Consider the following 26,266-nt stretch of genomic DNA (forward strand, 5'->3'; position numbering starts at 1 on the left):
GGCTCTCCCTGGCCGCGCCCGGAGGGACGAGCTACTCGTCGGTGGCAGGCGTGTCGCTCGATCTCGACGTCGAGGACTTCCTCAGCGGGCCCCTGATGGCCCGCGACATCGAGGCGACCGGAGCCGACCAGGACCAACCCCCGATCAGTCCCTCGGACCTCCCCTATCCCGCGGACGAGCTGGAGACCTGGGCGGAGTGCCTGGTCCCGGCGGGCTACCACGAGGCGCTGGCAGTCGGGCTCTTCGTGCCGGGGCGACGCCACGTGGGCTTCCTGGCCCTGCTGTCCTCCAGCGAGGGTCCACCGACTGGGCAGGCGCGCGACGAGCTGGGTGCGGTGACCCCCCTCATCGCCCGAGCGGTCGACCCGATGGTGTCGATGGCAGCGGCTGCCCGCGTGGTCAGGGGCGCGGTGGCGGGGGTGGTGATCTGCGGCGAGGGCGAGGTCACCGTGCTGCCCGGGCTCGGTGTCGACCCCCTCCTGGAGGAGGGGTCCGGCGTGCTGCTCGCGGCCCGGGCGGCGCTTCGTGGCGGCCATGCGTACACGTCGTTCCTGTGGCCCCCAAGGTGGCCAGCACGCGCCCGACGGACACGTCCGCGTGACGGTCCTGGCCGGCACCGAGGAGGCGCGCGGCACCTGGATCGGCATGGCGCTGCTGTCCCCAGCCGGGGATCTGCACGGGCTGACCCCGCGAGAGCTCGAGGTCCTGGGCCAGCTGGTCGCAGGGCCGACGAACCACGAGATCGCCCGGCTGCTGGTGATGGCACCGCGGACGGTCGCAGCCCACGTGGAGCACATGCTGCACAAGCTGGAGGCCCCTTCGCGGACGCTCGCGGCCGTACGAGCCCAACGGATGGGTCTGTACGTCCCCGCTGGAGCCTGCTCCTAGGAACGCGCGGCACCTGTCTCGGGCTCCACCCCGGTCGGTCGTCACCCGGCGGGAGTCCCTGGGGTCCTCGGTGTCGTGCGATGGGTGAGGATGCTCCCGTGGAGCACCCGACCTACCTCGTGCGGCACGGCCAGTCGGAGTGGAACGTCCGTCGTCTCACCCAGGGCCAGACCCGCCACCCGCGCCTGACGGCGCGCGGGGTGGAGCAAGCCGAGCGGGCTGCGGTCGTGGTCGCCGACGACCTGGCCAGCCTGGGCCTCCGGGGTCACCGGGTCGTCAGCAGCGACCTGACCCGTGCGGTCGAGACGGCGGAGGTGCTCGCCCGGCACCTGGGCGGCCGGGTCACCCTCGACGCACGGCTGCGCGAGCAGCACCTCGGTGATCTCGAGGGCCGTAGCTACGAGGAGACCTGGGCGTTCGCGGACACGGTCGACTGGTCCGACCCGTGGGCGCCCGTGGCCGGCGGGGAGTGCCTGATGGAGGTCTACGAGCGCATGGGCGCTGCGCTCGAGCACCACCGGGTCGGTGGAGTCTCGGTCCTGGTGTCGCACGGCGACGCGATCCGGGCCGTGGTCGCCCGCCTGGCTGGGGTGCTGCCGCACGAGGCTCCGTGGGTGGAGGTGCCCAACGGAGCCGTCGCCCGGGTCCTGGACGGCGTCACCTGGCTGACGCCCGCGGGCGGCGGGGGCTGACCGGACCGACGACGTCGACCCTTAGGGTGTGGGCCTGGCACGGGAGTGCCCACAGGCGTTCAGCCTGGGGGCGAGGGAAGCTGGTGGGACTCCAGCACAGGACCCGCTGCGGTGACCTGCTCGGCAGGAAGTCCGAAACCGCTCCTGTGCCCGGGTGTCGACGACCCGTCGACGCCTGAGTTGGTTCGGCAGATCGAGCGGGAGCCCTACATGCCACCGGACGACGAACGTCCCGACCCCGTGCCCGGGTCCCTCACCGGTCACGTGCAGCTTCCCGTCCGTGGTTCCCACGTGGTGGTGCTGGGAGGGGACGAGCACGCCGCTGTCGACGTGGCCCGCCTGGTGGGGGCAGGGGCCCGGGTCACGGTGCACGCCGTCGCGGTCTGCCCGTACGTCGAGGACCTCGCCGCCCGCGGCGTGGTCACCTGGGTGGGCCGGGAGCCCCTGCTCGAGGAGCTCGTCGCGGCCGACCTGACCGTGCGTCCGCGGACCCGTCCGCGTCCGACCGCGGCACCGGCCACCGACCGGGGAACGGTGACGCTCGTCGGCGGCGGACCCGGTGCGCTCGGGCTGCTGACCGTCGCGGGTCGCGATGCCGTCGCCGAGGCGGACGTGGTGGTCATCGACCGGCTCGCGCCGTGGGAGGCGCTGGCCTGGGCCCGACCCGACGTCGAGGTCGTGGACGTCGCGAAGATCCCGTTCGGCCGCTCGACCAGCCAGGAGGAGATCAACCGGATCCTGGTCGACCGTGCGCTCGCGGGTCGGCGCGTGGTGCGGCTCAAGGGGGGCGACTCGTTCGTCTTCGGCCGCGGGTTCGAGGAGCTGGAGGCGTGTGCCGCGGCGGGGGTGCCGACCACGGTCGTCCCGGGGGTGACCTCCAGCATCGCCGTTCCGGCAGCGGCCGGCATCCCCCTCACCCACCGTGGCCTCACCCAGGGCTTCACGGTGGTCTCGGCCCACGTGCCGCCAGGTCATCCGGAGTCCACCGTCGACTACGACGCGCTCGCCCGCAGCGGCACCACACTCGTGTTCCTGATGGGGGTGCGGACCCTGGAGGCGATCGCGTCGGCGCTGTGCGCCGCCGGCCTGCCGGGCACCACGCCGGCGGCGGTCGTGGCCGACGGGACCCGACCCCAGCAGCGTGTGGTCACCGCACCACTGGAGGAGATCGCCGCCGCGGTCGTGTCGGACGGGATCCTGGCCCCGGCCGTGGTCGTCGTCGGCGAGGTCGCCGCGCTGCGGCTGCCCGGACCAACGGCCGGTGGGCACGGCAACGACCTCGGGAGGCCCGGTCTCGTCTAGGGTGGCCGGACACGTCTCGTGGAGCAGGAACCCGGTCGAGTCCGGGGCGGTTCCGCCACTGTGATGCCGACCGGTCCCGACCGGGCGGCTCAGCCAGACACTGGCCACGGGACCTCCGCCGACGAGGGGCGAGAACCCCCAGGGAGAAACATGCTGATCGCCCTCCTGTCCACCTCCGACACCGACCTGCTGTCGGCGCGCGCGTCCGGCGCCGACTACGTCTGGGCCAACCCGTCCCGACCGGGCCACCAGTCGATGGCGCAGGTCATCGAGGGCGCCGACCTCGTCGTCGGCCGCATCCTCGGCTCGCCCCAGGACCTCTGCACCGGGTTCGCCCGGATCCGGGAGACCGGCATGCCGATGGTCGTGCTGGGCGGGGAGCAGACCCCGAGCGCCGAGCTGATGGAGATGTCGTCGGTGCCGATCGGCGTGGCGGCCGAGGCCCACCGCTACCTCGCCGAGGGCGGACCGGCCAACCTCGCCCAGCTGCACGCGTTCCTCTCCGACACGGTGCTGCTGACCGGCGAGGGCTTCGACGCGCCGGTGACCATCCCGGCCTGGGGTGTGCTGGACCGGCCCGCGGCCGACCCCGACCTGCCCCGGGTGGGCGTGCTTTTCTACCGGGCCCACGAGGCGAGCGGCAACCACCGCTTCGCCCACGACCTGGCCGACGCCATCGACGCGACGGGCCGGGCGGTCGGCGTACCGATCTTCTCCTCGAGCCTGCGCTCCGCGCCCGACGAGCTGTACGCCGAGCTCGGCACCCTCGACGCGCTGGTCGTCACGGTCCTCGCCGCCGGTGGGACGACCCCGAGCGGGGCCAGCGCCGGCGGTGACGACGAGGCCTGGGACGTGCAGCGGATGGCAGCGCTCGACATCCCCGTGATCCAGGGTCTGTGCCTGACCAGCAGCCGCGAGGAGTGGCTGGCCTCGGACGAGGGCGTCACGCCGCTGGACTCCGCCAACCAGATCGCCATCCCGGAGTTCGACGGGCGCATCATCACCGCGCCGTTCAGCTTCAAGGAGATCGACGAGGACGGGCTCCCGCGCTACGTGGCGGACCCCGAGCGCAGCGCCCGCGTGGCCGGCATCGCGGTGAACCACGCCCTGCTGCGCCACGTCCCGCCTTCGCAGCGGCGGGTCGCGCTGATGCTCTCGGCGTACCCGACCAAGCACTCCCGGGTCGGCAACGCGGTCGGGCTGGACACCCCGGTGTCGACCATCCGCCTGCTGCGCCGGATGGCGCAGGCGGGCTACGACCTGGGCCCCGACGGGTCGATCCCCGGCCTGGACCTGGAGGACGACACCGAGGCGGGCGACGCCCTCATCCACGCCCTGATCGACGCGGGCGGCCAGGACGAGGAGTGGCTGACCCAGGCCCAGCTCACCGACGCGCACGTGCGGATCCGGGCCGAGGACTACCTGCGCTGGACCTCGGACGTGCCCCGGACGCTGATGGACTCCATCAGCGCCACCTGGGGGGAGGCGCCGGGCCAGCTGTTCGTCAACGACGCCGGCGAGATCGTCCTGGCCACCATCACGGCCGGCAACGTGGTGCTGCTGATCCAGCCGCCGCGGGGCTTCGGGGAGAACCCGGTCGCGATCTACCACGACCCCGACATGGCCCCCTCGCACCACTACCTGGCCGCCTACCGCTGGTTGCGGGCCGCCCAGGACGAGGGTGGCTTCGGTGCCCACGCGGTGGTGCACCTGGGCAAGCACGGCTCGATGGAGTGGCTCCCGGGCAAGAACGCGGCCCTCTCCGCCGAGTGCGCGACCGACGCCGCGATCGCGGACCTGCCCCTGATCTACCCGTTCCTGGTCAACGACCCCGGTGAGGGTGCGCAGGCCAAGCGTCGCGCGCACGCGACGATCGTGGACCACCTGATCCCCCCGATGGCGCGCGCGGAGACGTACGGCGACATCGCCAAGCTCGAGCAGCTCCTCGACGAGCACGCCAACATCGCGGCGATGGACCCGGCCAAGCTGCCGGCGATCCGCGGCGAGATCTGGACCCTGATGCACGCCGCGGAGATGCACCGCGACCTCGGCCTGGAGGAGCGACCGGACGACGAGTCCTTCGACGACTTCATCCTCCACGTCGACGGCTGGCTCTGCGAGATCAAGGACGCCCAGATCAGGGACGGGCTGCACGTGCTCGGTCAGGCACCCGGGGGAGAGGCCCGGGTCAACCTGGTGCTCTCGATCCTGCGCGCCTCGCAGGTCTGGGGCGGTGAGACCGCGGCGGTGCCCGGGCTGCGAGCCGCCCTGGGCCTGAAGGAGGGGGCGGAGGCGACCTCCGCCGTCGACGCGGTCGAGGAGCAGGCCCGCACCCTGGTGCAGCGCATGGAGGACCTCGGCTGGGACGCCGGCGCAGCCGTCGAGCTGCACGACGACCCGGTGGTGCAGCAGGTGCTGGCCTTCGCGGCCGAGCAGGTGGTGCCGCGCCTGGCGCGGACGACCGACGAGCTCGACGCCGTCCTGCACGCTCTCGAGGGGGGCTTCATCCCGGCCGGGCCCTCCGGCTCGCCCCTGCGCGGGCTGGTCAACGTCCTGCCGACCGGACGCAACTTCTACACCGTCGACCCCCGGGCCGTGCCCTCGCGCCTGGCCTGGGAGACCGGCCGGGCGATGGCCGACTCGCTGGTGGAGCGGTACCTCGTCGACACCGGCACCTACCCGGAGTCGGTGGGCCTGTCCGTGTGGGGCACCAGCGCCATGCGCACGTCGGGGGACGACGTGGCCGAGGTGCTGGCGCTGCTCGGCGTCCGCCCGTCGTGGGACATGGCCTCGCGCCGGGTCGACGACCTCGAGGTCGTCCCGCTGGCCGAGCTGGGTCGGCCGCGCATCGACGTGACCGTGCGGATCTCCGGCTTCTTCCGGGACGCCTTCCCGCACGTGCTGGCGATGCTGGACGACGCGGTGCAGCTGGTCGCCGCCCTCGACGAGCCCGACGACCAGAACTTCGTGCGCGCCCACGCCCAGGCCGACCTGGCCGCCCACGGCGACCACCGCCGCGCGACCAGCCGGATCTTCGGCTCCAAGCCCGGGTCCTACGGGGCCGGCATCCTTCAGGTGATGGAGTCGGGCAACTGGCGCTCCGACGACGACCTCGCCGAGGTCTACACCGCGTGGGGCGGTTTCGCCTACGGCCGCGGCCTCGACGGGGCACCCGCGGCCGAGGACATGCGCACCAACTACCGGCGGATCAAGGTCGCGGCCAAGAACATCGACACCCGCGAGCACGACATCGCCGACAGCGACGACTACTACCAGTACCACGGCGGCATGGTCGCGACCGTGCGCGCGCTCACCGGCTCGGCGCCCGCGGCGTACGTCGGCGACTCGACCACGCCGGACGCGGTGCGCACCCGGTCCCTGCAGGAGGAGACCAACCGCGTCTTCCGGGCCCGCGTGGTGAACCCACGGTGGATCGGGGCGATGCAGCGGCACGGCTACAAGGGGGCCTTCGAGCTGGCCGCGACGGTCGACTACCTCTTCGGCTTCGACGCCACGACCGGCGTGGTGCACGACTGGATGTACGAGACGCTGGCCCGTGAGTACGTCCTGGACGAGACCAACCAGGACTTCATGCGCCGCTCGAACCCCTGGGCGCTGCGCGGCATCGTGGAGAAGCTGCACGAGGCGGTCGAGCGCGGGCTGTGGGAGTCGCCGGACCCCGTGACCCTGGCCGAGATGCAGCAGGTCTACCTCGACCTCGAGGGCGACCTCGAGGACCGTGGCCGGTGACGGCCGGGACACGACGGATCCGGCTGATCGGCGTCGGGCCGGGTGATCCCGACCAGGTGACCCTCGAGGCCGTGCGGGCGATGCGCGAGGTCGACTTCTTCGTCGTCTCGGACAAGTCCGCGCGCGGGGGCATGCCGGACCCGCTGGTGCACGCGCGGGAGCGGCTCCTGGACCGCCACCTCGACGGTCCGCCCGTGGTCGTGCGCGTGGAGGACCCCGAGCGGGAGCGCCGCGTCGACCGCACGGCCTCGGCCCGGGCCTACGAGCAGGTGGTCGACCGCTGGCACGAGGCCCGTGCCATCGCCTTCGAGGAGGCACTCCTGGCCCACGCGGGCGACGCCGGCTTCCTGGTCTGGGGCGACCCGGCCTTCTACGACTCCACCATCCGGGTCGTCGACCGGGTCCTGGCCCGTGGTCGGGTCGAGGCCGCGGTCGACGTGGTGCCGGGCATCTCCAGCATCCAGCTGCTCGCCGCGCGCCACCGGGTGGTGCTCCACGAGGTGGGTCAGCCGCTGCACGTCACGACCGGGCGTCGGCTGCGGGAGGCCGTGGCGGCCGGGCAGGACAACCTGGTGGTCATGCTGAACCGCACCATCGACCTGGCCGGTCTCGAGGACTGGTGGATCTGGTGGGGCGCGAACCTCGGCACCGCCAGCGAGGAGCTGGTCACCGGGCAGGTCGACGAGGCGTGGCCGCAGGTCGAGGCGGCTCGCGAGCGGGCCAGGGTGGCGGCCGGCTGGGTGATGGACGTGTTCCTGCTGCGACGGCTGCCGGCGTACGACGAGGGGGACGCGTGACCCGCCCCGACCGCGACGTGATGCTGTGCCGCGACTGCTGCTGCGGCACGGACAAGCACCCCCGCACCGACCACGACGGCCAGCGCGACGCCCTGCTGGCCGCCGAGGGCGACGGTGTCCGCGTGCGGGTCGTCGACTGCCTCGACCAGTGCGACCGCAGCAACGTGGTGCTGGTGCGTGACTTCACCCGCGGCCGACGGCCCACCGACATCTGGCTCGGCGGGGTGCTGGCCACGCGGACCACGACCGCGCTGGTGGCGTGGGTGCGCGAGGGCGGTGACCTCCCGCGCGAGCTGGAGCCGCACCGGTTCGCCCAGGACCGGCGGGGCACCCGCTGATGGGCGCCCTGCTGGTCGCCGGCACCACCTCCGACGCAGGCAAGAGCATCGTCACCACCGGGCTGTGCCGGGCGTTCGCGCGGCGCGGGGTGGCGGTCGCGCCGTACAAGGCACAGAACATGTCGAACAACTCGATGGTCTGCGCAGGCCCCGACGGCCACGCCGAGATCGGACGCGCCCAGTGGGTGCAGGCCCGCGCCGCGCAGGTCGAGCCGGAGCCGGCGATGAACCCGGTGCTGCTCAAGCCCGGGGGCGACCGGGTCAGCCACGTCGTCGTGATGGGCCGCCCCGCCGGGTCGGTCTCCTCGGCCGACTTCGTCGACGGCCGCCGCCACCTGGCGCAGGCGGCGTTCACGGCGTACGACGACCTCGCCGCGCGGTTCGAGCTGGTGGTCGCGGAGGGCGCCGGCAGCCCGGCGGAGATCAACCTGCGCGCCAGCGACTACGTCAACATGGGGTTGGCGCGGCACGCCGACCTTCCCGTGGTCGTCGTGGGCGACATCGACCGCGGGGGCGTGTTCGCGGCGATGCTCGGCACCGTCGCCCTGCTCGAGCCTGCCGACCAGCGGCTCGTGGCCGGCTTCGTGGTCAACAAGTTCCGCGGTGACCAGTCCCTGCTCGAACCCGGCCTGCGGTCGTTGGAGGAGCTCACCGGCCGGCCGGTGCTGGGCACGCTGCCCTGGCACCCGGGCCTGTGGCTGGACTCCGAGGACGCCCTCGACCTCGAGGGTCGCCGGGCGGCCGGCACCGCGGGCCCGGGTCGGCAGCTCCGGGTCGCGGTGGTGCGGCTGCCGCGGATCAGCAACTTCACCGACGTCGACGCGCTCGGCCTCGAGCCCGACCTCGACGTCACCTTCGTGAGCGACCCCCGGGCCCTGGGCGACGCCGACCTCGTCGTGCTGCCGGGCACCCGGGCCACCGTCGCGGACCTGGCGTGGATGCGGTCCCGCGGCCTGGACCGCGCGGTCCAGGCCCACGCCCGGGCCGGACGACCCGTGCTGGGGATCTGCGGCGGCTTCCAGGCCCTGGGCCGCGAGGTCCGCGACCCCGACGGGGTCGAGGTCGCCCCCGGCACCGTCGTGGAGGGCCTCGGCCTGCTCGACGTGGTGACCGAGTTCGGCGCCGAGAAGGTGCTGCGGCTGCCGACCGGGTCGGCGCTGGGCGTGCCCGCCAGCGGCTACGAGATCCACCACGGGCGGGTCACCCGCGGTGGCGGCGAGGAGTTCCTGGGCGGCGCCCGGTCCGGTGCCGTCTTCGGCACGATGTGGCACGGCAGCCTGGAGGGCGACCAGCTGCGCGGGGCCCTGCTGGCCGAGGTCGCGGCCGCGGTCGGCCACACCCGGCTGCCCTCGGAGGTCAGCTTCCCCGCGGCCCGGGAGCGCCGTCTGGACCTGCTCGGCGACCTGGTCGAGGAGCACCTCGACGTCGACGCCCTGCACGACCTGGCCGTCCACGGCGCCCCCGAGGGTCTGCCGCTGCTCCCGCCGGGATCCCACCGGTGAGCGTCCTGGTCCTCGGCGGCACGGCCGAGGCGCGCGAGCTCGCCGCCCGCCTGGTCGGCCGGGGAGTCGCGGTGACCTCCTCGCTGGCGGGGCGGGTCACGCGGCCGCGGCTGCCGGAGGGCGAGGTGCGGATCGGCGGGTTCGGCGGGGTCGAGGGCCTGCGCGCGCACCTGCGCTCGGAGGCTCCCGCCGCCGTCGTCGACGCGACCCACCCGTTCGCGGCCCGGATCTCGGGCCACGCGGCCGCGGCCTGCGCCGCCGAGTCGGTGCCGCTGCTGCGCCTGGCCCGGCCCGGGTGGGCCGAGGATCCTGCGGCGGCGCGCTGGAGCTGGGTGGACACCCACGAGGAGGCCGCCCGCGCGACCCGGGACCTGTCCCGGCGCCCCTTCCTCACGGTGGGACGGCAGCCGCTGGCGGCGTTCGTGGGTCCGCTGGCGGCTCACGCTGCGCTCGTGCGGGTCGTCGAGCCGCCCGAGGTGGCGGTCCCGGCGGCGTGGCACCTGCTCCACGACCGGGGCCCCTACGACCTCGACGGGGAGCTCCGCCTGCTGACCGACCACGGCGCCGACGCCCTGGTGACCAAGGACTCCGGCGGCGACCACACCCGCTCCAAGCTCGTGGCCGCCGGTGCGCTCGGCGTGCCCGTGGTCGTCGTACGCCGTCCCGAGGGGCCCGCCGGCGTCGCGGCCGTGGCGGACGTCGACTCGGTCCTGGCCTGGGTCGACCCGGTGCTGGCCTCGAGGAGCCACCCGTGAAGGTGCTGGTGACCGGGGGAGTGCGCTCGGGCAAGTCCTCCCACGCCGAGGCGCTGCTGGCCCGGCAGCCGGGGGTGACCTACGTGGCGCCCGGCCCGACCGCCGCCGAGGACCCCGACCCCGACTGGGTGGCCCGGCTGGCGGCCCACCGGGCGCGGCGGCCGGCCGGCTGGACGACCCTGGAGTCGCGCGACCTCGCCGCTGCCCTCGCCGGGTCGGGCCCGGTCCTCGTCGACTGTCTCGGCACCTGGCTCACCGCGGTGCTGGACGAGGCCGGCGCGTGGGACCGTCCGAGCCCGGAGGTGCACGCCGTGGTCGCGGCGCGGCTCGACCCGGCGGTCGAGGCGCTCGCGCGGGCGGCCGGACCGGTCGTCCTGGTCACCAATGAGGTCGGCCTCGGTGTGGTCCCGGCCCATCGCTCGGGCCGGCTGTTCCGCGACCTCCTCGGCACGGTCAACCAGCGGGTCGGAGCCGCCTGCGACGAGGTCCACCTGGTCGTCGCCGGCCGGGTGCTGGTGCTGTAGGACCGCCCGTCCGACGGCGTGGGGCCAGGGCGACGAGCACCGCCAGGGCGGCTGCCGCCAGGTCGACGCGACGCGCCAGGGCCAGGGCGGGGTCGACGTCGCCGACGGCCGGGGGTCGTCCCGACCCCATGACGGGGCGGTGCTCGGTCCGGTCGCCGTAGCGGTTGGTGCCGCCCAGCCGCAGGCCCAGCGAGCCGGCGAAGGACGCCTCGACCGGGCCGGCGTTGGGGCTCGGGTGGCCCGCGGCGTCGCGTCGCCAGGCGCGCAGCGCTCCCCGCGGGGAGGGTCCCAGGACTGCAGCCAGGAGCGCGGTGACCCGGGCGCCGGGCAGGTTGAGCACGTCGTCGAGGCGAGCGGAGGCCCAGCCGAACTCGGCGTAGCGCGGGTTGCGGTGGCCGACCATGGCGTCGAGGGTGTTGGCGGCGCGGTAGCCCAGCAGGCCGGGCACCCCGGCCACCGCGCCGAGCACGAGCGGGGCCACCACGGCGTCGGAGGTGTTCTCGGCCACCGACTCGACGACGGCCCGGGCGACCTCGTCCGCACTCAGCTCGCGGGTGTCGCGTCCGACCAGGTGGGTCAGCCTCCGGCGTGCGTCCGGGAGCCGGTCGCGGTCCAGGAGGTCGGCGACGGCGCGGCCCTCCCGGTCCAGGGAGGTGCCGCCCAGCACCGCCCAGGTCGCGGCCGCGGTGACCACGACGTGGGCCGCGGACCCGGGCCGGCTCCCGCGCTCGACGACCGCGCCGAGCAGGACCGCGCCGCCCACCAGCACCCCGGCGTACGCCGCCCCGCGGCCGCGCCGTGGTGCCCAGGAGTGGGCCTCCAGCGCCGCAGCGGTGCGGCCGAACCCGGCGACGGGGTGCCAGCGTGCCGGGTCGCCGAGCACCCGGTCCGCCGCGAAGCCCAGCGCGAGGCCCAGCGCCCGCGTCGGCAGGGAGGTTCGAGACGCACCTGCACGGCTCCGCGACCTCATCCGGCGACGTGGACGGGGACCGACCCGCTCACCGCGACCAGCAGCACGGCCAGGCACACCTCGACGCACGCACCGAGGACGTCACCGGTGACCCCGCCGAGGCGGGTGACCGCCCGGCGCACGAGCAGGGCCACGACCAGGCCGGCGACCAGCGCGGCCACGACCCCGCCGGTGAAGGACCCGCCGGTGGCGTCGGTGGCGGCACCGCTGACCAGGAGCGCGAGCACCCCGGTGGCGACGGCGGCCGGCACGGCGACCGAGCCGGTGAAGGTCGCGCCGAGCCCGTCGGCGCGCGCGCCCGGGACGCCGCGCGCGCACGCCGCGGCCAGGCAGCACCGCGACACGCACACCATCACCCCGGCCAGCCAGGGGCCGTCCGGGGTGAGGTCGAGCCAGGTCAGCGCGGCGGCCTGCAGCCCCAGGACCAGCAGCACGGCGGCGCCTCCGGCCGGCCCGGAGGTCCCGGTGTGCATGACGTCGAGCGAGCGCTGCCGGTCGTAGGAGGCGGTGAGACCGTCGGCGGTGTCGGAGAGCCCGTCGACGTGGAAGGCACGTGTGCCGAGCACGAGCACACCGACGGCGAGGAGCCCCGGGACGAGCGGCGCGAGGCCGAGCTGCCGGCTGCCCCAGAGCACCAGCGAGACGGCCGCGCCCAGCGGCAGCACCGCCAGCGGGGCCAGCAGCGCCGCGCGGCCCGCCGTGGTCGGGGTGACCTGTCGCGGGGCCGGCACCCGGAGGACGGTGAGCGTGCCGAGCGCGAGCCGCAGCGCGTCAGGCACCGCGACCCCCGGACGGGCTCGCCGGGCGCGTCCGCCTCACAGGGACGCCGCGAACGCGCGCCGCTCCTGCGCGGCGCGGGTCCTGGCGTGCTCCCGCCCCACCAGGCCGGCCAGCACGACGCCCAGGACCCCCCACATCGTGAGCAGCGTGGCCAGCGAGGCGCGGCGGAAGTACCAGAGCAGGTCGGCGGGGAAGGTGCCGAGCTCGTCGTCGCTGGGGAGCAAGGTCCCGGCCACCACCACGACCACGAGGTAGGCCACTGCGGCGACCAGCACGCCGGTGTAGGCGCCCCGCCGGGCCGTGAGCCGGCTCCCCAGGACGGTGGCCGCGATCGCGGCCACCACCGAGATCAGGACGAAGGCGAAGTACGTCGCCGTCCGGCTCCCGATCGTGTCGCCCGAGCCGACGCCCGGCGGGTTCGCGGGGTACTTCAGGAACGGCACGAGCGCGAAGGCGACGAAGCCGGTCAGGGCCACCGTGGCGGTCGACTGACGTGGCGTGAGCCGACCCAGTCGTCCGAGGACGCCGGCGGCGACGAGCCCCACGACGCCGCCCAGGGCGGTGCCGACGGCCACCGAGCCGGTCAGCAGCCCCCAGGTGCGCTGGGTGCTGCGCGACACGACCTCCCCGTCACCGTGGGCGGGGGCGTGAGCGGCCGACGCTCCCGCGTGGACGTGGACCAGGGCGGCGTGGGACTCCTCGAGGTCGACGGCGGCCTGGAGCTGGGGCTCCCCGACGACGAAGGCGACCGCGAAGGCGGCGAACCCGGCGAGGAGCCCGGCCAGCAGGCCGTGGACGAGGAAGGTGCGGGCGGTCATCTGCGATCCGATCGGGTGACGCGGTCCCGGGCACGACTCCGTGCCCGGGGCGCGGGGAGGTCAGTGCGGACCCGCGACCGGTCGACCCCGTGCGCGAGGACCTGAGGGGCCCCGCGCACCGGGTCGCACCCGGGCGGGTGCCAGGAGCAGCCGTCAGTGGCAGGGGAAGCTGAGCAGGTGCCGTCCGTCGTGGGCGAACTCGTGGATCGCCGTGCCGGAGAACACGGAGAGGGCGCCCTGCTCGACGCCGACGAAGAACAGCACCAGCGCGGCCAGGAGGCCGAGGAACAGGGCCCAGGGGGCGAGCTGTCCGAGCGGGATGGTGGGGACCTCGACTCCGGTGACCGGAGCGGTGGTGGGGTGCGACATGTGGCCTCCTCAGGGATGAGTGCGTCCCTGTTCGATGGGGTGTGGTGCGGACCTTCGGGTCTGACTCCACCGCCGTCTGAGGCGATGTCACAGTAGCGCGACTGTGCCGGATTCCCACCGGCTTCCTCGTGCCCGCACGGTCACCCTAGGGGATGGGGACCCCTCGACGCGAGAGGCCCCTCAGCGCGTCGAGCAGGCGGAGCGTCACGGCCTCCGGACGCACGGCGATGCGCACCCAGTCCGGACCCAGCCCGGGGAAGGTGTCGGCCCGTCGTACGGCGATCCCGGCGGCGCGCAGACCGGCGTGCACGCCCTCGCCGACCTGGGCCAGCACGAACGAGGTGGACGACGCGACGTGGGGGACCGCGGCGGCGTCCAGGCCCTCCTCCAAGGTCGTGCGCCAGCCTGCCAAGGTGCTCGCGCGGTGCTCGGCGTCGACCCGGGCGATGTCGGTGGCGGTGGCGACCATCGCGGCCGCGGCGGTGGTGGAGACCGACCACGGCACCTGCTGCCCGCGCAGCTCGGCCACGACCGCAGGGTCGCCCAGCAGGTAGCCGGCGCGCACACCGGGCACGGACCAGTGCTTGGTCAGGCTGCGCACCACCACCAGCCCCGGGTGCCGCTCCGCGGTGAGGGTCTCGACCTCCCCCGGCACGGTGTCCATGAACGCCTCGTCGACCACCACGAGCCGACTGGGGCGCAGCAGCCGGCGCAGGTCCGCGCCCGGGTGCAGGACGCCGGTGGGGTTGGTCGGGTTGCCGACGACGACCAGGTCGGCCTCCTCGGGGACGTGCGCCGAGCGCAGCGAGAACCCGTCGTCGGCCGACGTGTGCGCGACGTGGACGGTCCGACCGGCCTGTCGCAGGGCGGCGTGGGGTTCGGTGAACTGGGGGTGGACCACCACAGGCAGCTTCCAGGGGCGCGCCCGGGCCAGCAGCGTGAACGCCTCGGCGGCACCCGCGGTGGCCAGCACCTCCTCAGCCGGTCGCTGGTGGCGCTCGGCCAGGGCGGCCCGCGCCTCGGTGGGGTCGGGGTAGTGCTCGAGGTGCTCCAGGCTCGCTCGCAGGGCGTCGTCGAGCCATCGCGGTCGCGGTCCCGGGAAGACGTTGACCGCGAGGTCGAGCAGCCCGTCGGCCACCTCGGCGTCCCCGTGGTGCAGGAGCGGGTCCGCGGGGGCTGCGGGTGGGGATGCCGAGGTGCTGGTCGCCTCGGCGTACGCCGGTTCGACGGGCTCGACGGGGGACCAGGGGGTCGGGCGGACCTCGGCGGTGCAGGCGTGGACGGCGTCGGCGAAGCGCTGGGCCAGGTGGGGGTGCCCGGCCCAGTGGGTGTGCAGGTAGGAGGCGTGCAGGGTGTCGGAGGTGAAGCCGACGTCGTGCCCGTCCACGGTCCAGGCGGGGGCCGGTCCGGCGCTGGGCTCGGTGTGGGTGCGGTGGAACTCGTGGCCGGTCACCGACTCCCCGGCGCGGGTCAGCAGGGAGTCCGAGGTGGCGACCACGGTGGGGTAGCGCAGCGTGAGCCGTGGCGTCATCTCCGCGGCCGCCGGCAGCGCGCCGACCATCGGCTGGCCGTCGACCGACGCGCACAGGTAGAGCAGCCCGGCGCACTCGGCGACGGTGGGGACGCCGGCCTCGACGGCTGCCCGCAGGGCGGCGCGGAGCGGGACGTTGGCGGTCAGCGCCGCCGCGTGCACCTCGGGGAAGCCGCCCCCGAGGTAGACGCCCCGGGTCCCCTGCGGGAGCTCGGGGTCGACCATGGGGTCGAAGGGCACCACGTCGCACCCCGCGGCCCGCAGCAGCTCCTCGGTCTCGGCGTAGCGGAAGGTGAAGGCCCGACCGCCCGCCACGGCCACCACGGGCCGCCCGGTGCCGGAGGCGGTGACCTCGGCTCGCGGGTCCCAGGGGGCGACCTCGAGGTCGGGGGCGGTCGCAGCGACCTCGAGCACGCGCTCGAGGTCGACGACGTCGGCGAGGTGGTCCGCGAGGCGGTCGAGGGCGTGCCGGGCCTCGTCGCGCTCGGCCGCGGGGACCAGCCCCAGGTGCCGCGACGGGGCGGAGAACGCGTCGTCGCGCCCGACCGTGCCCAGCACCGGCAGCCGGACGGAGTCGGCCACCTCGCGGGCGTGGCGCGGCGAGCCGGCCTTGTTCAGGATCACCCCGACCACCTCGGTGCGCGGGTCGTAGGTCGCGAGACCGTGCACGACGGCGCCGATGCTGCGCGAGGAGCGCGAGATGTCGACGACCAGGACGACGGGGCTGCGCGTCAGGGTGGCGACGTGGGCGGTGGAGGAGAAGCCGTCGCCGCCGATGCGCCCGTCGTGCAGTCCCATCACGCCCTCGACGACGGCGACGTCGGCCCCCGCGGCGCCGTGCAGCAGCAGGGGCGCGACCCGGTGCTCGCCGACCAGGTGCGGGTCCAGGTTGCGCCCCGGACGTCCGCAGGCCAGGGCGTGGTAGCCGGGGTCGATGTAGTCGGGCCCCACCTTGTGCCCGCTGACCACGTGGCCGGCCCGGGTCAGGGCGGCCATCAGCCCGATGGCGACGGTGGTCTTGCCCTGCCCCGTGGCCGGCGCCGCGACGACGATCCGGGGGAGGCGACCGGCGGCGGTCACCACTCGATGCCCCGCTGGCCCTTCTGCCCGCGGTCCATCTGGTGCTTGACCTTGGTCATCTCGGTGACCAGGTCGGCCACCTCGACCAGGCGGGGGTCCGCGCGCCGCCCGGTGACGACCACGAACTGTCGGCCCGGCCGGTTCGCGAGGGTCTCGACGACGTCCTCGACGTCGACCCAGCCCCACTGCATCGGGTAGGTGAACTCGTCGAGGACCAGCAGGTCGTGGGTCTCCTCGGCGAGCCGGCGCTTGACCTCGGCCCAGCCCTCGGCTGCTTCGGCGGCGTGGTCGGTCTCGTCGCCGGCCTTGCGGGACCACGACCAACCGGCGCCCATCTTGTGCCACTCCACCGGGCCGCCCTCGCCGGTCTCGCGGTGCAGCTCGCCGAGCCGCTCCAGGACGCTCTGCTCGCCGATGCGCCACTTGGCCGACTTCACGAACTGGAACACGCCGATGTCCCAGCCCTGGTTCCAGGCGCGGATGGCCAGGCCGAACGCGGCGGTCGACTTCCCCTTGCCGTCGCCGGTGTGCACCATCAGCAGGGGCTGCTCGCGGCGCTCGCGGGTGCTGAGACCGTCGTCGGGGACGGTGACGGGCTTGCCCTGGGGCATCAGGCTGCTCCTCGATCGGTGGGGTGACGGACGGTGCCGGGGTGCCGCGGGGCGGCGTCGGGACCGACCCGGTCCTCGACCAGCGAGGTCAGGCCGGCGGCACTGACCTCGGCGACAGGGACGTGCTCGGCCCGCAGGGCCGCGGCGAGGCCCTCGGCCAGGCCGAGCCGCAGGGCGCCGCTCTCGCAGTCGACCACGACGGCGGCGACGCCGTCCTCGGCGAGCTGGGCGGCGGCCCGACGGGAGCGGGCCACCGCGTCGGGACCCGCGGTGGCGCGCCCGTCGGTCACCACGACCAGCAGCGCGCGGCGACGCGGCTCGCGGACCCGCTCGAGGCGCACCACGCGGCCGGCCTCGAGCAGGCCCTCGGCCAGCGGGGTCCGGCCTCCGGCGGGGAGACCCTCGAGCCGGGCGGCCGCGATGTCGACCGACCGGGTGGGCGGCAGGGCCAGGTCGGCCTCGTGCCCGCGGAAGGTGACCAGCCCGACCTTGTCACGCCGGCGGTACGCGTCGAGCAGCAGCGACAGGATGGCGGTCTTGACCTGCTCCATCCGGCGGCGCGCGGCCATCGAGCCCGACGCGTCGACGCAGAACAGGACCAGGTTGGACTCCTGTCCCTCCCGGGTGGCCACGCGCAGGTCCTCGGGCCGCAGCAGCAGGCGGCCGCCGACGCGACCGCGGGCGTGCTGGTGGGGGGCGGAGGCACGGATGGTCTCGGTGAGGTGGACCGGCCCGCCGGCACCGGCCGTGCTGGGACGGGAGCCCGTCCGACGGCCCGACTCGGTGACGGCCCGGCTGCGGCGTCCGCCCTCGCCGGCGCCGGTGCCGGCCACGGTGAACAGCCTGGTGCGGTAGGCGTCCTGCGCCCCGACGACGGTGCCGGCGCCCTCGCCGGTCGGTGCGGTCCCGGGCGGCCGGGACGGCTCGTCGGCGGTCTCGGGCGCAGCCTCGCCCGAGGGCTCGACGGTCGGCCCCTGCGAGGCGGCCGGGTCGGTCCCGTCGCTCGCACCGTCGGGCCCGGGGTCGGCAGGACCGTCGTCGGGTGTGCCCGGGCCGGTCTCGTCGGTGGCGTCCAGACCCGCGCCGTCCTCGCCGGCCCCGGTCGCGTCGGTCGTCTCGGAGCCGTCCGGGTCGTCCCGCGGGGGCTCCGGGTCGGGCTCGTCAGGACCCAGCAAGCGGTCGAGCAGCTCCTCGTCGAGGCCCGGGGCGTCGAAGGGGTTGCGTCGGCGGCGGTGGGGCAGGGCCAGCCGGGCGGCGGCCCGGATGTCGGCCGTGGTCACCGAGCGGCGCCCGTGCCAGGCGGCGTGCGCCACGGCGGTGCGCGCGGTCACGATGTCGGCCCGCATCCCGTCGACCTCGAAGGCCGCGCAGACCGTGGCGATGGTCAGCAGGGCGTCGTCGTCGAGCGCAACGACGGGCACCAGCTCCTGGGCCGCCTGGATGCGCGTGGTCAGGGCGGACTCGGCGTCGGCGTACGCCGTGACGAACGCCTCGGGGTCGGCGTCGAAGGCCATCCGGCGCCGCACCACCTCGACCCGGGACGCCGGGTCACGGGGGGCCGCCACGGAGACGGTGAGGCCGAACCGGTCGAGGAGCTGGGGCCGCAGCTCGCCCTCCTCGGGGTTCATGGTCCCGACCAGGACGAAGCGGGCGGCGTGCTCCATCGAGACGCCGTCGCGCTCGACGGTGGACCGGCCCATCGCGGCCGCGTCCAGGAGCAGGTCGACGAGGTGGTCGTGGAGCAGGTTGACCTCGTCGACGTAGAGGATGCCGCGGTGGGCGCGCGCCAGGAGCCCGGGCTCGTACTCGGCCTTGCCCTCCGAGAGCGCCCGCTCCAGGTGCAGCGAGCCCAGCACCCGGTCCTCGGTCGCGCCGACGGGGAGCTCCACCAGCCGCACCGGCCTGGTCTGCGTCGGCACGTCGACCGGGTAGGGCCCGTCGGGGGAGAGCGCCGAGCGGTCCCGGGGGTCGGTGGAGAAGCGGTCGCCGGCGACCACCTCGATCGGGGGCAGCACCGCCGCGAGGGCGCGCACGATGGTCGACTTGGCGGTGCCCTTCTCCCCACGCACCAGCACGCCGCCGACGTCGGGGGAGATGGTGGTCAGCACGAGGGCCAGCGCCATGTCGTCGGAACCGACGACGGCGCTGAAGGGGAAGTGCAGTGGCATGGGAGGCTCCCGCTCGTCAGCCAGCGAACAAGTGGCGCGGGGCCGGTCCTCGGACTCGTCCTGATCGGTGCCGATCCCCTGATCGACGCCGTCCGGATCACCGCAGCGGGCCTGTGCCGGATTCTCACCGGGCTTCCCAGATTCTCCCGTCGGGCCACGTGTCGCGTGCTGGCCGTCGGGGCACCTCGTGCCTGTCGGGCGACACGATAGCGTCTGCGCACATGTCCCCGACCGCCCGTCCCCGCGTCACCGTCGTGGGCCTCGGCGCCGAGGGCTGGGCGGGTCTGCCCGACCGCCTGCGCGAGGTGGTCTCCTCGGCCCCGGTCCTGCTCGGCGGACGGCGCCACCTCGACCTCGTCCCCGCGGTGGAGGGCCAGGCGCGCGAGCCGTGGCCGTCGCCGTTGCGCAGCGGACTCCCGCCCCTCCTGGAGAGGTACGCCGACCGCCCGGTCGTCGCGCTGGCCTCCGGCGACCCGCTGGTGTCGGGCATCGGATCGACGCTGATCGGGCTGCTGGGGGCCGACGCGGTCCGGGTCGAGCCAGGGGTCTCCTCGGTGGCCCTGGCCCGGGCCCGGATGGGCTGGCCGGCCGAGGAGCACGACGTGGTCAGCCTGGTCGGGCGCGACCCGCACGCGCTCGTGCGGTTCCTGGCCCCGGGTCGACGCGTGCTGGTGCTCTCCTCCGACGAGACGACCCCGGCCACCGTGGCCGGCCTGCTCGTGGGCAGCGGGTGTGCCGACTCGGCCGTGACCGTCCTGGGCGACCTCGGGGGTGCGGAGTCCCGCGTCCACGGGTCGGCGCAGGACTGGGTCGCGGGACGGTCCGGACCCGCTCCTCGCCTCAACGTCGTGGCCGTCGAGGTGGTCCGCGACGACGTGGCTGCGCCGGCCCCGGCGGTCGTCTCCTGGGCGCCGGGCCTGCCGGACGCGGCGTACGAGCACGACGGGCAGCTCACCAAGCGCGACGTCCGCGCCTCGGCCCTGGCTCGGCTGGCCCCCGCCCCCGGTCAGCTGCTGTGGGACGTGGGCGCCGGGGCGGGCTCGGTCGGCATCGAGTGGCTGCGGGCCCACCCGGCCTGCCGGGCGGTCGCCGTGGAGTCGCACGCCGAGCGGGCCGAGCGGATCGGCCGCAACGCCGCGGCGCTCGGGGTGCCCCACCTCCGGGTGGTCCAGGGGCGGGCTCCGGCGGCGCTGGAGGACCTCGCACCCCCCGACGCCGTGTTCGTGGGCGGGGGGGCGAGCAGGCCCGGCGTGCTCGAGGCGTGCCGGGCGGCGCTGCGGCCCGGCGGGCGGCTCGTGGTCCACGCGGTGACCCTGGAGACCGAGCGGCTGCTCGTCGACGCCCACGCCCGCGACGGCGGCGACCTGACCCGGATCCTGGTCGAGCACGCCGAGCCCGTGGGCACGTTCACCGGGTGGACGCCCGCCCGAGCCGTCACGCAGTGGAGCTGGGAGAAGAGATGACCGTGCACTTCGTCGGGGCCGGGCCGGGAGCCGCGGACCTGGTCACCCTGAGGGCCGTCGGCATGCTGCAGGCGGCCGAGGTCGTGCTGTTCCCGGGCACCTACCTCGAGGACGGCGTGCTGGGGCACTGCCGCGACGACGCCCGCCTCGTGGACACCCAGCACCTGGACCTGGACCAGATCGTCGGGGTCCTCGTGGAGGCCCACCAGGACGGTCTCGACGTGGTGCGGCTGGTCTCGGGCGACCCCTCGCTCTACTCCGCGGTGGCCGAGCAGACCCGGCGTCTCGACGCGGCCGGGGTGCCCTGGGACGTCACGCCCGGTGTCCCGGCGTACGCCGCCGCTGCCGCGGCCGTGGGCCGCGAGCTCACCGTCCCGCTCGTCACCCAGTCGGTGGTCCTGACCCGGGCCCAGGCCCGGTCCACCGCGATGCCCGCGACCGAGGACCTGCGCCGCTTCGCCGCCACGCGCGCCACCCTGGCGCTGCACCTGGCGATCACCCGGACGCGGGAGGCGATGGCCGATCTGGTGGGGGAGTACGGCGCCGACTGCCCCGTCGTGGTGGTGCACCGGGCGAGCCAGCCCGAGGAGCTCGTGCTGCGGGGCACCGTGGCCGACATCGCCGACCGGGTCGAGGCGGCCGGCCTGCGGCAGGCGGCCGTGATCCTGGTCGGGCGCGCGCTGGACCCGCGCGGGGGCGGGGAGTCGTTCCTGTACGACGCCGCCCGCGACCGGACCGCGAAGCGCTAGGGCCGGCCCTCCGCCACGCCGCTCCTCGTCCCGCCCGGGGTGGACCGCGGGGTCCACACGGCACCCGACGCCGCGACCCGGGTGCCGGAGGACCCGATGATCAGCAGGCACTTCATGTCGATGGTCGCGGGGTCGAGGTCGCCCAGGGTCGTGACCGACAGCGACTCCTCGGCGCGACCGACGTCGCGACCCACCACCACCACGGTGTCGGGCGAGCGGTGCTCCAGCAGCACCCGCCGCGCCTCGCCGACCTGCTCGGTGCGCGTGCGCGAGGCCGGGTTGTAGATGCTGAGCACCAGGTCCGCCTGCGCGACCGCACGCAGGCGCTGCTCGATCAGCGCCCACGGCTTGAGCCGGTCCGAGAGGCTCATCACCGCGAAGTCCGCGCCGATCGGGGCGCCGGCCCGGGCGGCGACGGCCTGGACGGCGCTGACGCCCGGGAGGACCCGCACCGCCACCTCGGCGTACGCCGGGTCCTCGGCCGCCTCGAGGACCGCGGTGGCCATGCCGAAGACCCCGGCGTCACCGCCGGAGACGACGGCGACACGCTCCCCGCGCAGGGCCAGGTCCAGGGCCAGTCGCGACCGGTCCAGCTCGACGGTGTTGCCCGAGGCGTGCCGGGTCAGGCCGACCCGCTGGGGCACGCGGTCGACGTAGGGGGCGTAGCCGACGACGTGGTCGACGTCCGCCAGCGCCTGCGTGACCTCGGGGGTGACCCAGGCGTCCGGGCCGGGCCCCAGCCCCACGACCAGCACCTCGCCGGTCGCGACGGGGTCGGCGGCGCGCCCGGTGGCGGCGGTCGTGGCGGGGGTGGTGACCGGGGCACGTCGCCCGGTCGGCTGGTCGTGGCGACTGTCGCCGGTGACCACGATGAGCGAGAAGTAGGGCACGGTGGCGGGGTCGACGTCGCGCACCGGGAGCCACCGCTCGGTGGGCATCGAGGCCCGCTCGACGTAGAGCGCGTGGTCCAGCCGCCCCGCCTCGTGCAGCGCCGCGCGGACCGCCGGGAAGGTGCGCCCGAGCTTCATGATGATGGCGCCGTCGGTGTCGGCGAGCCGACGGGCCAGCTCCGGCGCGGGCAGGGTGCCGGGGAGGATGGTGAGCACGTCGGTCTGGCGCACCAGCGGCGAGGCCACCGCGGCGGTCGCGGCGGCGAAGGCCGGGACGCCGGGCACGACCTCGGTGGGGAAGCGGTCGGAGAGCCGGTCGTGCATGTACATGTACGAGCCGTAGAACAGCGGGTCGCCCTCGGCCAGGAGGACCACGGTGCGTCCCTGCTCGAGGTGCACGGCGAGGCGCGCGGCCGACTCCTCGTAGAACTCGGCCATGGCTCCCGCGTAGCCGCCCGGGTGGGCGGTGGGCCCCGTCGTGACCGGGTAGCGCAGCTCCTCCTCGATCGCGGTCGGAGGGATCAGGTCGGCCGCGATGCGGCGGGCGTTCGACTGCTTGCCGACGCCGGCGTGGTAGGCCACGACGTCGGCCGAGGCGATCAGGCGGGCGGCCTTGAGGGTCACCAGCTCGGGGTCCCCGGGGCCGAGGCCGACGCCGTAGAAGCGGCCGGAGGCGGGCGTGGTCACTCCTGCTCCTGGGCCAGCGCGTTGATCGCGGAGACGGTCATGGCGGACCCGCCGCGCCGTCCGCGGACCGTGAGGAACGGGACGTCGAGGCCGTGGTCCTGCGCCAGGGACTCCAGCGCCTGCTTGGACTCGGCGGCCCCGATGAACCCGACGGGGCAGCCCACCACGGCCGCCGGTCGCGGAGCCCCGTCGAGCAGCATCTCCAGCAGGTGGAACAGCGCGGTCGGAGCGTTGCCGATCGCCACCACCGCGCCCTCCAGGAGGGGCTCCCACAGCGAGACGGCGGCCGCGGAGCGGGTGGTGCCCCAGGTGCGGGCCAGGTCGGGGACGCGGTCGTCGCGCAGCAGGCAGACGACGTCGTTGTCGGCCGGGAGCCGGGCGCGGGTGATCCCGGAGGCGACCATGTGGGCGTCGGTCAGGATCGGCGCGCCCGCCTCGAGGGCCCCGCGCGCGGCTCGGACCAGGTGGGGGTGGACGACCAGGTCGTCGACGAGGTCCACCTGCCCGGTCCCGTGCACCATCCGCACCGCCACGGACTCGGCGTCGCGGGGCACGGCGTCGAGCCGGGTCTCGCGGCGGATGGTGGCGAAGGAGTCGACGTAGATGGCCGCTCCCCGGTCCTCGTAGTCGTAGCGGACGGGCGGTCGGGTGGGGTGCGTCACGGGGTGACCACGATCCCGTGCCAGGGCGTGACCACGAGGTCGCGCCCAGGGGCGACCAGCTCCTCGACGAGCTCGGCGGTCAGCACGCCACCGGGGACCTCGGCGTGGTCCACTCCGTCGTACGCCGGGTGGCCGGAGGCTGCGGGGAGACGGGGGTCGGCCGGGCCCGGTGGTTCGAGCCGGGTCTCGAGCTCGACCACGTGCCACGCAGCCGTCTCGTCGTCGCCCCGGTGCTGCAGGAAGCGCTCGGCCAGCTCGACCATCCGGGCGGAGACGTCGCGCGCGGCCACCACCGGGCCCCACGCGTCACCCACCCTGAGCTGGACCGTGCCCGGGTCGAGCGCCACGGCCGCGACGTCGGCCTCGCGGTCGACCAGGTCGCCGCGACCGTCGTCGAGCAGGAACAGGAACCGCCCCGGCAGGTCGGCCAGCGCCGGGGAGGCCTGCAGCCGTGCGTCGAGCTGGCGGGTGGTGTCGCGCAGGTCGCTCCGGCCGCCGCTGACCCCGGTCAGGGGTGAGCACATGATGTTGCGGGCCAGCTCGTGGGTGCGCGAGGGGAGGAGGCCCGTGGCGGCCACGGCCTCGACGACGTCGTCGCGCAGGTGGTCCCCGTCCCACGGGAGCGCCCTGAGCTGCAGGTTGGCGCGGCCGGTCAGGTGCACCTCGCCGTCGCCGTGGACCCGGGCGACCTGGGCCAGGGCCGCGAGGGAGCGGGCCGGGAGGCGGCCGCCCGGCAGGCGCACCCGGACCAGCGCCCCGTCGTCGGCGGCCCAAGGACGCAGCACGCTCGGGCAGCGGTCACGGCGGATCCGCGGGGGGGAGAGCGGCACCGGGGGGTCCTAGGAGGTCAGGGGCCCGGACGCGGGACCCGCGGGTGACCTCGCGACGGTCGCCGCAAGGGCCAGCAGGTCTTCGGACTCAGGATCACCCGGTGCGGGACGCCTTCCCGGACCGTGAGGTCCAGTGGCTGTCGTGAGACAGGGCCCCGCCCGTCACCTTCACCGCTGCGCGTCAGTCCCGGGTTCTCACCGGGTTCCCTGCGCCCCCGTGGCGGACCACGAGAGGTTGACTGGCGATCGGCACGCTACCAAGACCAGGACGGGAGCGACACCGGCGGGCCGGACCTCCGACCGCGCCGCTCGGGCCGCCTCTAGACTCGCGCCCCATGACCTGGAACCGGCCCGTACCCCTGGTCGGAGACCCCACCTCGGCGGCCGAGCGCGCTGCGGAGGTCGAGGCGTGGGCCTTCCCGTCGGAGTCGCGACGCGCTCTCTACGACGTCGTCGGCGCCCGGCGCGACATCCGCCGCTACCGCCCGGACGCGCTGGACCCCGAGCTGGTCCGCCGAGTGCTCGGCGCGGCCCACCAGGCCCCGTCCGTGGGCCACAGCCAGCCCTGGCGCTTCATCGTGGTCTCCGAGCCGACGACCCGCGACCGGGCAGCCCGGATGGCCGACGAGCAGCGCCTGCGCCAGGCCCGCGAGCTGGAGGGCGACTCGGCACGTCGGCTCCTGGACCTGCAGCTGGAGGGGATCCGCGAGGCTCCCGTGGGGGTCGTGGTCGCGTGCGACCGCAGGACCCCCGCCGGCGGGGTCCTGGGGCGGGCCACCTTCCCCGACGCCGACCTGTGGTCGTGCGCCTGCGCGATCCAGAACCTCTGGCTCGCCGCCCGGGCCGAGGGCCTGGGCGTCGGCTGGGTCACCCTCTTCGACCCCGCCGAGCTCGAGGCCCTGGTCGGGGTGCCGGAGGGGGTCGTCACGCTCGGGTGGCTCTGCCTGGGGTGGCCCGACGAGCGTCCGCCCGAGCCCGGCTTGGAGCGGGCCGGGTGGTCGCGCCGTCAGCCGGTCGAGGACGTGATCCTGCACGAGCGGTGGGACGACTCCAGCGTCGCACCGACGTCGCACCTGCGGTCTCCCCGCAACGATGCCGTGGTCGCAGCCCGCGACGCCGCGGACGAGCTGCTGACCACCCCGGGGTCCCTGGGGCTGCTGGACCGGTGCATCGACCGGGTCGAGGCCGTGGGACGGGGACGTGGACGGGTGGGGCTGAGCGGGCAGCTGCTCCTCGCGGGGGGACGCCACCTGGTCACCCGCCACGACGTCTCGGCCTTTGCGGACTCGGTCACCGACGACGTCCTGGCAGCCACCCGGGCCGGGGAGTCGGCGGGGGCTGCAGCGGCGGCCGCGACGGGTCTCGGGATCGAGGTCGTGGACGCCGGCTCGGCGACCGGCGACCTGGTGCTCTCCGACGCGCTCTCCCCGGACCGGGCCACGGAGCTGGTCGAGCTCGGTCGGAGCACGGGCGCGAGGATCGGCTCCCGTCACGCGCTGCTCGCGCTGGGGGAGGTCGGCATCGGCAACACGACCGTCGCCGCCGCTCTGGCCGCGCTCCTGCTCGACCTTCCCGCGAGCGAGGTGGTGGGGCTCGGAGCCGGTGCCGACACCGCCATGGTGGCGCGCAAGGCCGGCGTCGTCGATGCCGCGCTCGCCCGCGTGCGGGCCGAGCGGGGCCCGGCACCGCTGTCGCCGGTCGACGCGTTGGCGGCCGTCGGGGGGCCCGAGCTGTGCGTGCTCGCCGGGGCCGTCCTGGGTGCCGCCTCCGAAGGCACGGTGAGCGTCCTCGACGGCCTCTGCACGAGCGTGGCCGCCCTCGTCGCCGTCGCGGTGGAGCCCGCGGCGGCCGCCTACCTGGTCGCCGGGCAGCGCAGTCGCGAGCGCGGCCACGCGCGGGTGCTCGAGCACCTGGGGTTGGAGCCGTTGCTGGACCTGCGGCTGCGCGCCGGGGAGGGTGTCGGGGCAACTCTCGCCTGCGGGCTGCTGGTCACCGGGGTGAACCTGCGTCGGGGGATCGGCCGGACAGCACCGGCGAGAGGCGCCTGAGTCCCTCCCGCGGGTCACCTCCTTCGCCACGCGCCCTCAGGCGCTGCGCACGCGGTGCTGCG

22 protein-coding genes and 3 riboswitches are annotated in these 26,266 nt (G+C 75.5%); of the genes, 12 read left to right on the forward strand and 10 right to left on the reverse strand.

The genetic code is table 11. From position 1 onward, the window contains the following. Window positions 1–597: 597 nt before the first annotated feature. The 9 genes from ACYVDA_RS18295 (at window position 598) to ACYVDA_RS18335 (ending at window position 10,548) form a co-directional block, all read left to right on the forward strand. A complete protein-coding gene (locus ACYVDA_RS18295; protein ID WP_460819915.1) occupies window positions 598–888 on the forward strand; it encodes a response regulator transcription factor in 291 nt (96 codons plus the stop codon). Between the two features lie 98 nt (window positions 889–986). Next, a complete protein-coding gene (locus ACYVDA_RS18300) occupies window positions 987–1,580 on the forward strand; it encodes a histidine phosphatase family protein (protein WP_460819916.1) in 594 nt (197 codons plus the stop codon). A gap of 25 nt (window positions 1,581–1,605) precedes the next feature. Continuing rightward, window positions 1,606–1,741: riboswitch (cobalamin riboswitch) on the forward strand. Between the two features lie 316 nt (window positions 1,742–2,057). After that, the gene (cobA, locus tag ACYVDA_RS18305) at window positions 2,058–2,882 is read left to right on the forward strand and encodes a uroporphyrinogen-III C-methyltransferase (protein WP_460819979.1); all 825 of its coding nucleotides are present in this window, start codon (window positions 2,058–2,060) and stop codon (window positions 2,880–2,882) included. Between the two features lie 150 nt (window positions 2,883–3,032). Continuing rightward, entirely contained in the window at window positions 3,033–6,632 is a 3,600-nt protein-coding gene (gene cobN, locus ACYVDA_RS18310) for a cobaltochelatase subunit CobN (protein WP_460819917.1), read from the forward strand. Next, a complete protein-coding gene (gene cobF / locus ACYVDA_RS18315; RefSeq protein WP_460819918.1) occupies window positions 6,629–7,429 on the forward strand; it encodes a precorrin-6A synthase (deacetylating) in 801 nt (266 codons plus the stop codon). Before cobN ends, cobF begins: the two co-directional genes overlap by 4 nt. Beyond that, complete coding sequence (locus tag ACYVDA_RS18320) at window positions 7,426–7,767, forward strand: hypothetical protein (protein ID WP_460819919.1); 342 nt, start codon at window positions 7,426–7,428, stop codon at window positions 7,765–7,767. Before cobF ends, ACYVDA_RS18320 begins: the two co-directional genes overlap by 4 nt. Beyond that, window positions 7,767–9,269: a cobyric acid synthase gene (locus tag ACYVDA_RS18325; protein ID WP_460819920.1), complete on the forward strand. Its 1,503-nt coding sequence runs from the start codon at window positions 7,767–7,769 to the stop codon at window positions 9,267–9,269. Before ACYVDA_RS18320 ends, ACYVDA_RS18325 begins: the two co-directional genes overlap by 1 nt. Next, a complete protein-coding gene (locus ACYVDA_RS18330) occupies window positions 9,266–10,024 on the forward strand; it encodes a cobalt-precorrin-6A reductase (protein WP_460819921.1) in 759 nt (252 codons plus the stop codon). Before ACYVDA_RS18325 ends, ACYVDA_RS18330 begins: the two co-directional genes overlap by 4 nt. After that, window positions 10,021–10,548 (forward strand): bifunctional adenosylcobinamide kinase/adenosylcobinamide-phosphate guanylyltransferase, encoded by a 528-nt coding sequence (locus tag ACYVDA_RS18335; RefSeq protein ID WP_460819922.1) that lies wholly within the window; start codon window positions 10,021–10,023, stop codon window positions 10,546–10,548. Before ACYVDA_RS18330 ends, ACYVDA_RS18335 begins: the two co-directional genes overlap by 4 nt. Here the strand turns inward: ACYVDA_RS18335 and ACYVDA_RS18340 are convergent. From ACYVDA_RS18340 to ACYVDA_RS18370, 7 genes are all read right to left on the reverse strand, one after another. Continuing rightward, window positions 10,478–11,518 (reverse strand): cobalamin biosynthesis protein, encoded by a 1,041-nt coding sequence (locus ACYVDA_RS18340; protein WP_460819923.1) that lies wholly within the window; start codon window positions 11,516–11,518, stop codon window positions 10,478–10,480. The two genes, ACYVDA_RS18335 and ACYVDA_RS18340, sit on opposite strands and share 71 nt — an antisense overlap. After that, complete coding sequence (locus tag ACYVDA_RS18345) at window positions 11,515–12,297, reverse strand: adenosylcobinamide-GDP ribazoletransferase (protein WP_460819924.1); 783 nt, start codon at window positions 12,295–12,297, stop codon at window positions 11,515–11,517. Before ACYVDA_RS18345 ends, ACYVDA_RS18340 begins: the two co-directional genes overlap by 4 nt. 36 nt (window positions 12,298–12,333) lie before the next feature. Next, entirely contained in the window at window positions 12,334–13,116 is a 783-nt protein-coding gene (locus tag ACYVDA_RS18350; RefSeq protein WP_460819925.1) for a CbtA family protein, read from the reverse strand. A 153-nt stretch (window positions 13,117–13,269) separates the two neighbouring features. Then, complete coding sequence (locus ACYVDA_RS18355; RefSeq protein ID WP_460819926.1) at window positions 13,270–13,485, reverse strand: CbtB domain-containing protein; 216 nt, start codon at window positions 13,483–13,485, stop codon at window positions 13,270–13,272. Between the two features lie 145 nt (window positions 13,486–13,630). Then, a complete protein-coding gene (locus ACYVDA_RS18360) occupies window positions 13,631–16,096 on the reverse strand; it encodes a cobyrinate a,c-diamide synthase (RefSeq protein ID WP_460819927.1) in 2,466 nt (821 codons plus the stop codon). Next, on the reverse strand, window positions 16,093–16,707 hold the full coding sequence (gene cobO, locus ACYVDA_RS18365) for a cob(I)yrinic acid a,c-diamide adenosyltransferase (RefSeq protein WP_460819928.1): 615 nt from the start codon (window positions 16,705–16,707) through the stop codon (window positions 16,093–16,095). The genes ACYVDA_RS18360 and cobO overlap by 4 nt, the downstream gene beginning before the upstream one ends. After that, the gene (locus ACYVDA_RS18370) at window positions 16,707–18,875 is read right to left on the reverse strand and encodes a VWA domain-containing protein (protein WP_460819929.1); all 2,169 of its coding nucleotides are present in this window, start codon (window positions 18,873–18,875) and stop codon (window positions 16,707–16,709) included. The genes cobO and ACYVDA_RS18370 overlap by 1 nt, the downstream gene beginning before the upstream one ends. A gap of 23 nt (window positions 18,876–18,898) precedes the next feature. After that, a riboswitch (cobalamin riboswitch) is annotated at window positions 18,899–19,049 on the reverse strand. A 47-nt stretch (window positions 19,050–19,096) separates the two neighbouring features. Between ACYVDA_RS18370 and cbiE the strand changes: the two genes are divergently transcribed. Continuing rightward, window positions 19,097–20,338, forward strand: coding sequence for a precorrin-6y C5,15-methyltransferase (decarboxylating) subunit CbiE (cbiE, locus tag ACYVDA_RS18375; protein WP_460819930.1), 1,242 nt, complete (start codon window positions 19,097–19,099; stop codon window positions 20,336–20,338). Beyond that, on the forward strand, window positions 20,335–21,087 hold the full coding sequence (gene cobM, locus ACYVDA_RS18380) for a precorrin-4 C(11)-methyltransferase (protein ID WP_460819931.1): 753 nt from the start codon (window positions 20,335–20,337) through the stop codon (window positions 21,085–21,087). The genes cbiE and cobM overlap by 4 nt, the downstream gene beginning before the upstream one ends. Here cobM and ACYVDA_RS18385 read toward each other — a convergent pair. Genes ACYVDA_RS18385 through ACYVDA_RS18395 form a run of 3 tightly spaced genes read right to left on the reverse strand, consistent with a single transcriptional unit; the run spans window position 21,084 to window position 24,156 of the window. Beyond that, on the reverse strand, window positions 21,084–22,664 hold the full coding sequence (locus tag ACYVDA_RS18385; RefSeq protein ID WP_460819933.1) for a precorrin-2 C(20)-methyltransferase: 1,581 nt from the start codon (window positions 22,662–22,664) through the stop codon (window positions 21,084–21,086). The genes cobM and ACYVDA_RS18385 overlap by 4 nt on opposite strands. Continuing rightward, complete coding sequence (locus ACYVDA_RS18390; protein ID WP_460819935.1) at window positions 22,661–23,326, reverse strand: precorrin-8X methylmutase; 666 nt, start codon at window positions 23,324–23,326, stop codon at window positions 22,661–22,663. Before ACYVDA_RS18390 ends, ACYVDA_RS18385 begins: the two co-directional genes overlap by 4 nt. Continuing rightward, window positions 23,323–24,156 (reverse strand): nitrite reductase, encoded by an 834-nt coding sequence (locus tag ACYVDA_RS18395; protein ID WP_460819936.1) that lies wholly within the window; start codon window positions 24,154–24,156, stop codon window positions 23,323–23,325. The genes ACYVDA_RS18390 and ACYVDA_RS18395 overlap by 4 nt, the downstream gene beginning before the upstream one ends. 75 nt (window positions 24,157–24,231) lie before the next feature. Then, window positions 24,232–24,389: riboswitch (cobalamin riboswitch) on the reverse strand. 102 nt (window positions 24,390–24,491) lie between these two features. Between ACYVDA_RS18395 and bluB the strand changes: the two genes are divergently transcribed. Continuing rightward, entirely contained in the window at window positions 24,492–26,204 is a 1,713-nt protein-coding gene (gene bluB, locus ACYVDA_RS18400) for a 5,6-dimethylbenzimidazole synthase (protein ID WP_460819937.1), read from the forward strand. Window positions 26,205–26,266 lie beyond the last annotated feature (62 nt).

The sequence above is a fragment of the Nocardioides korecus genome, assembly GCF_054778395.1.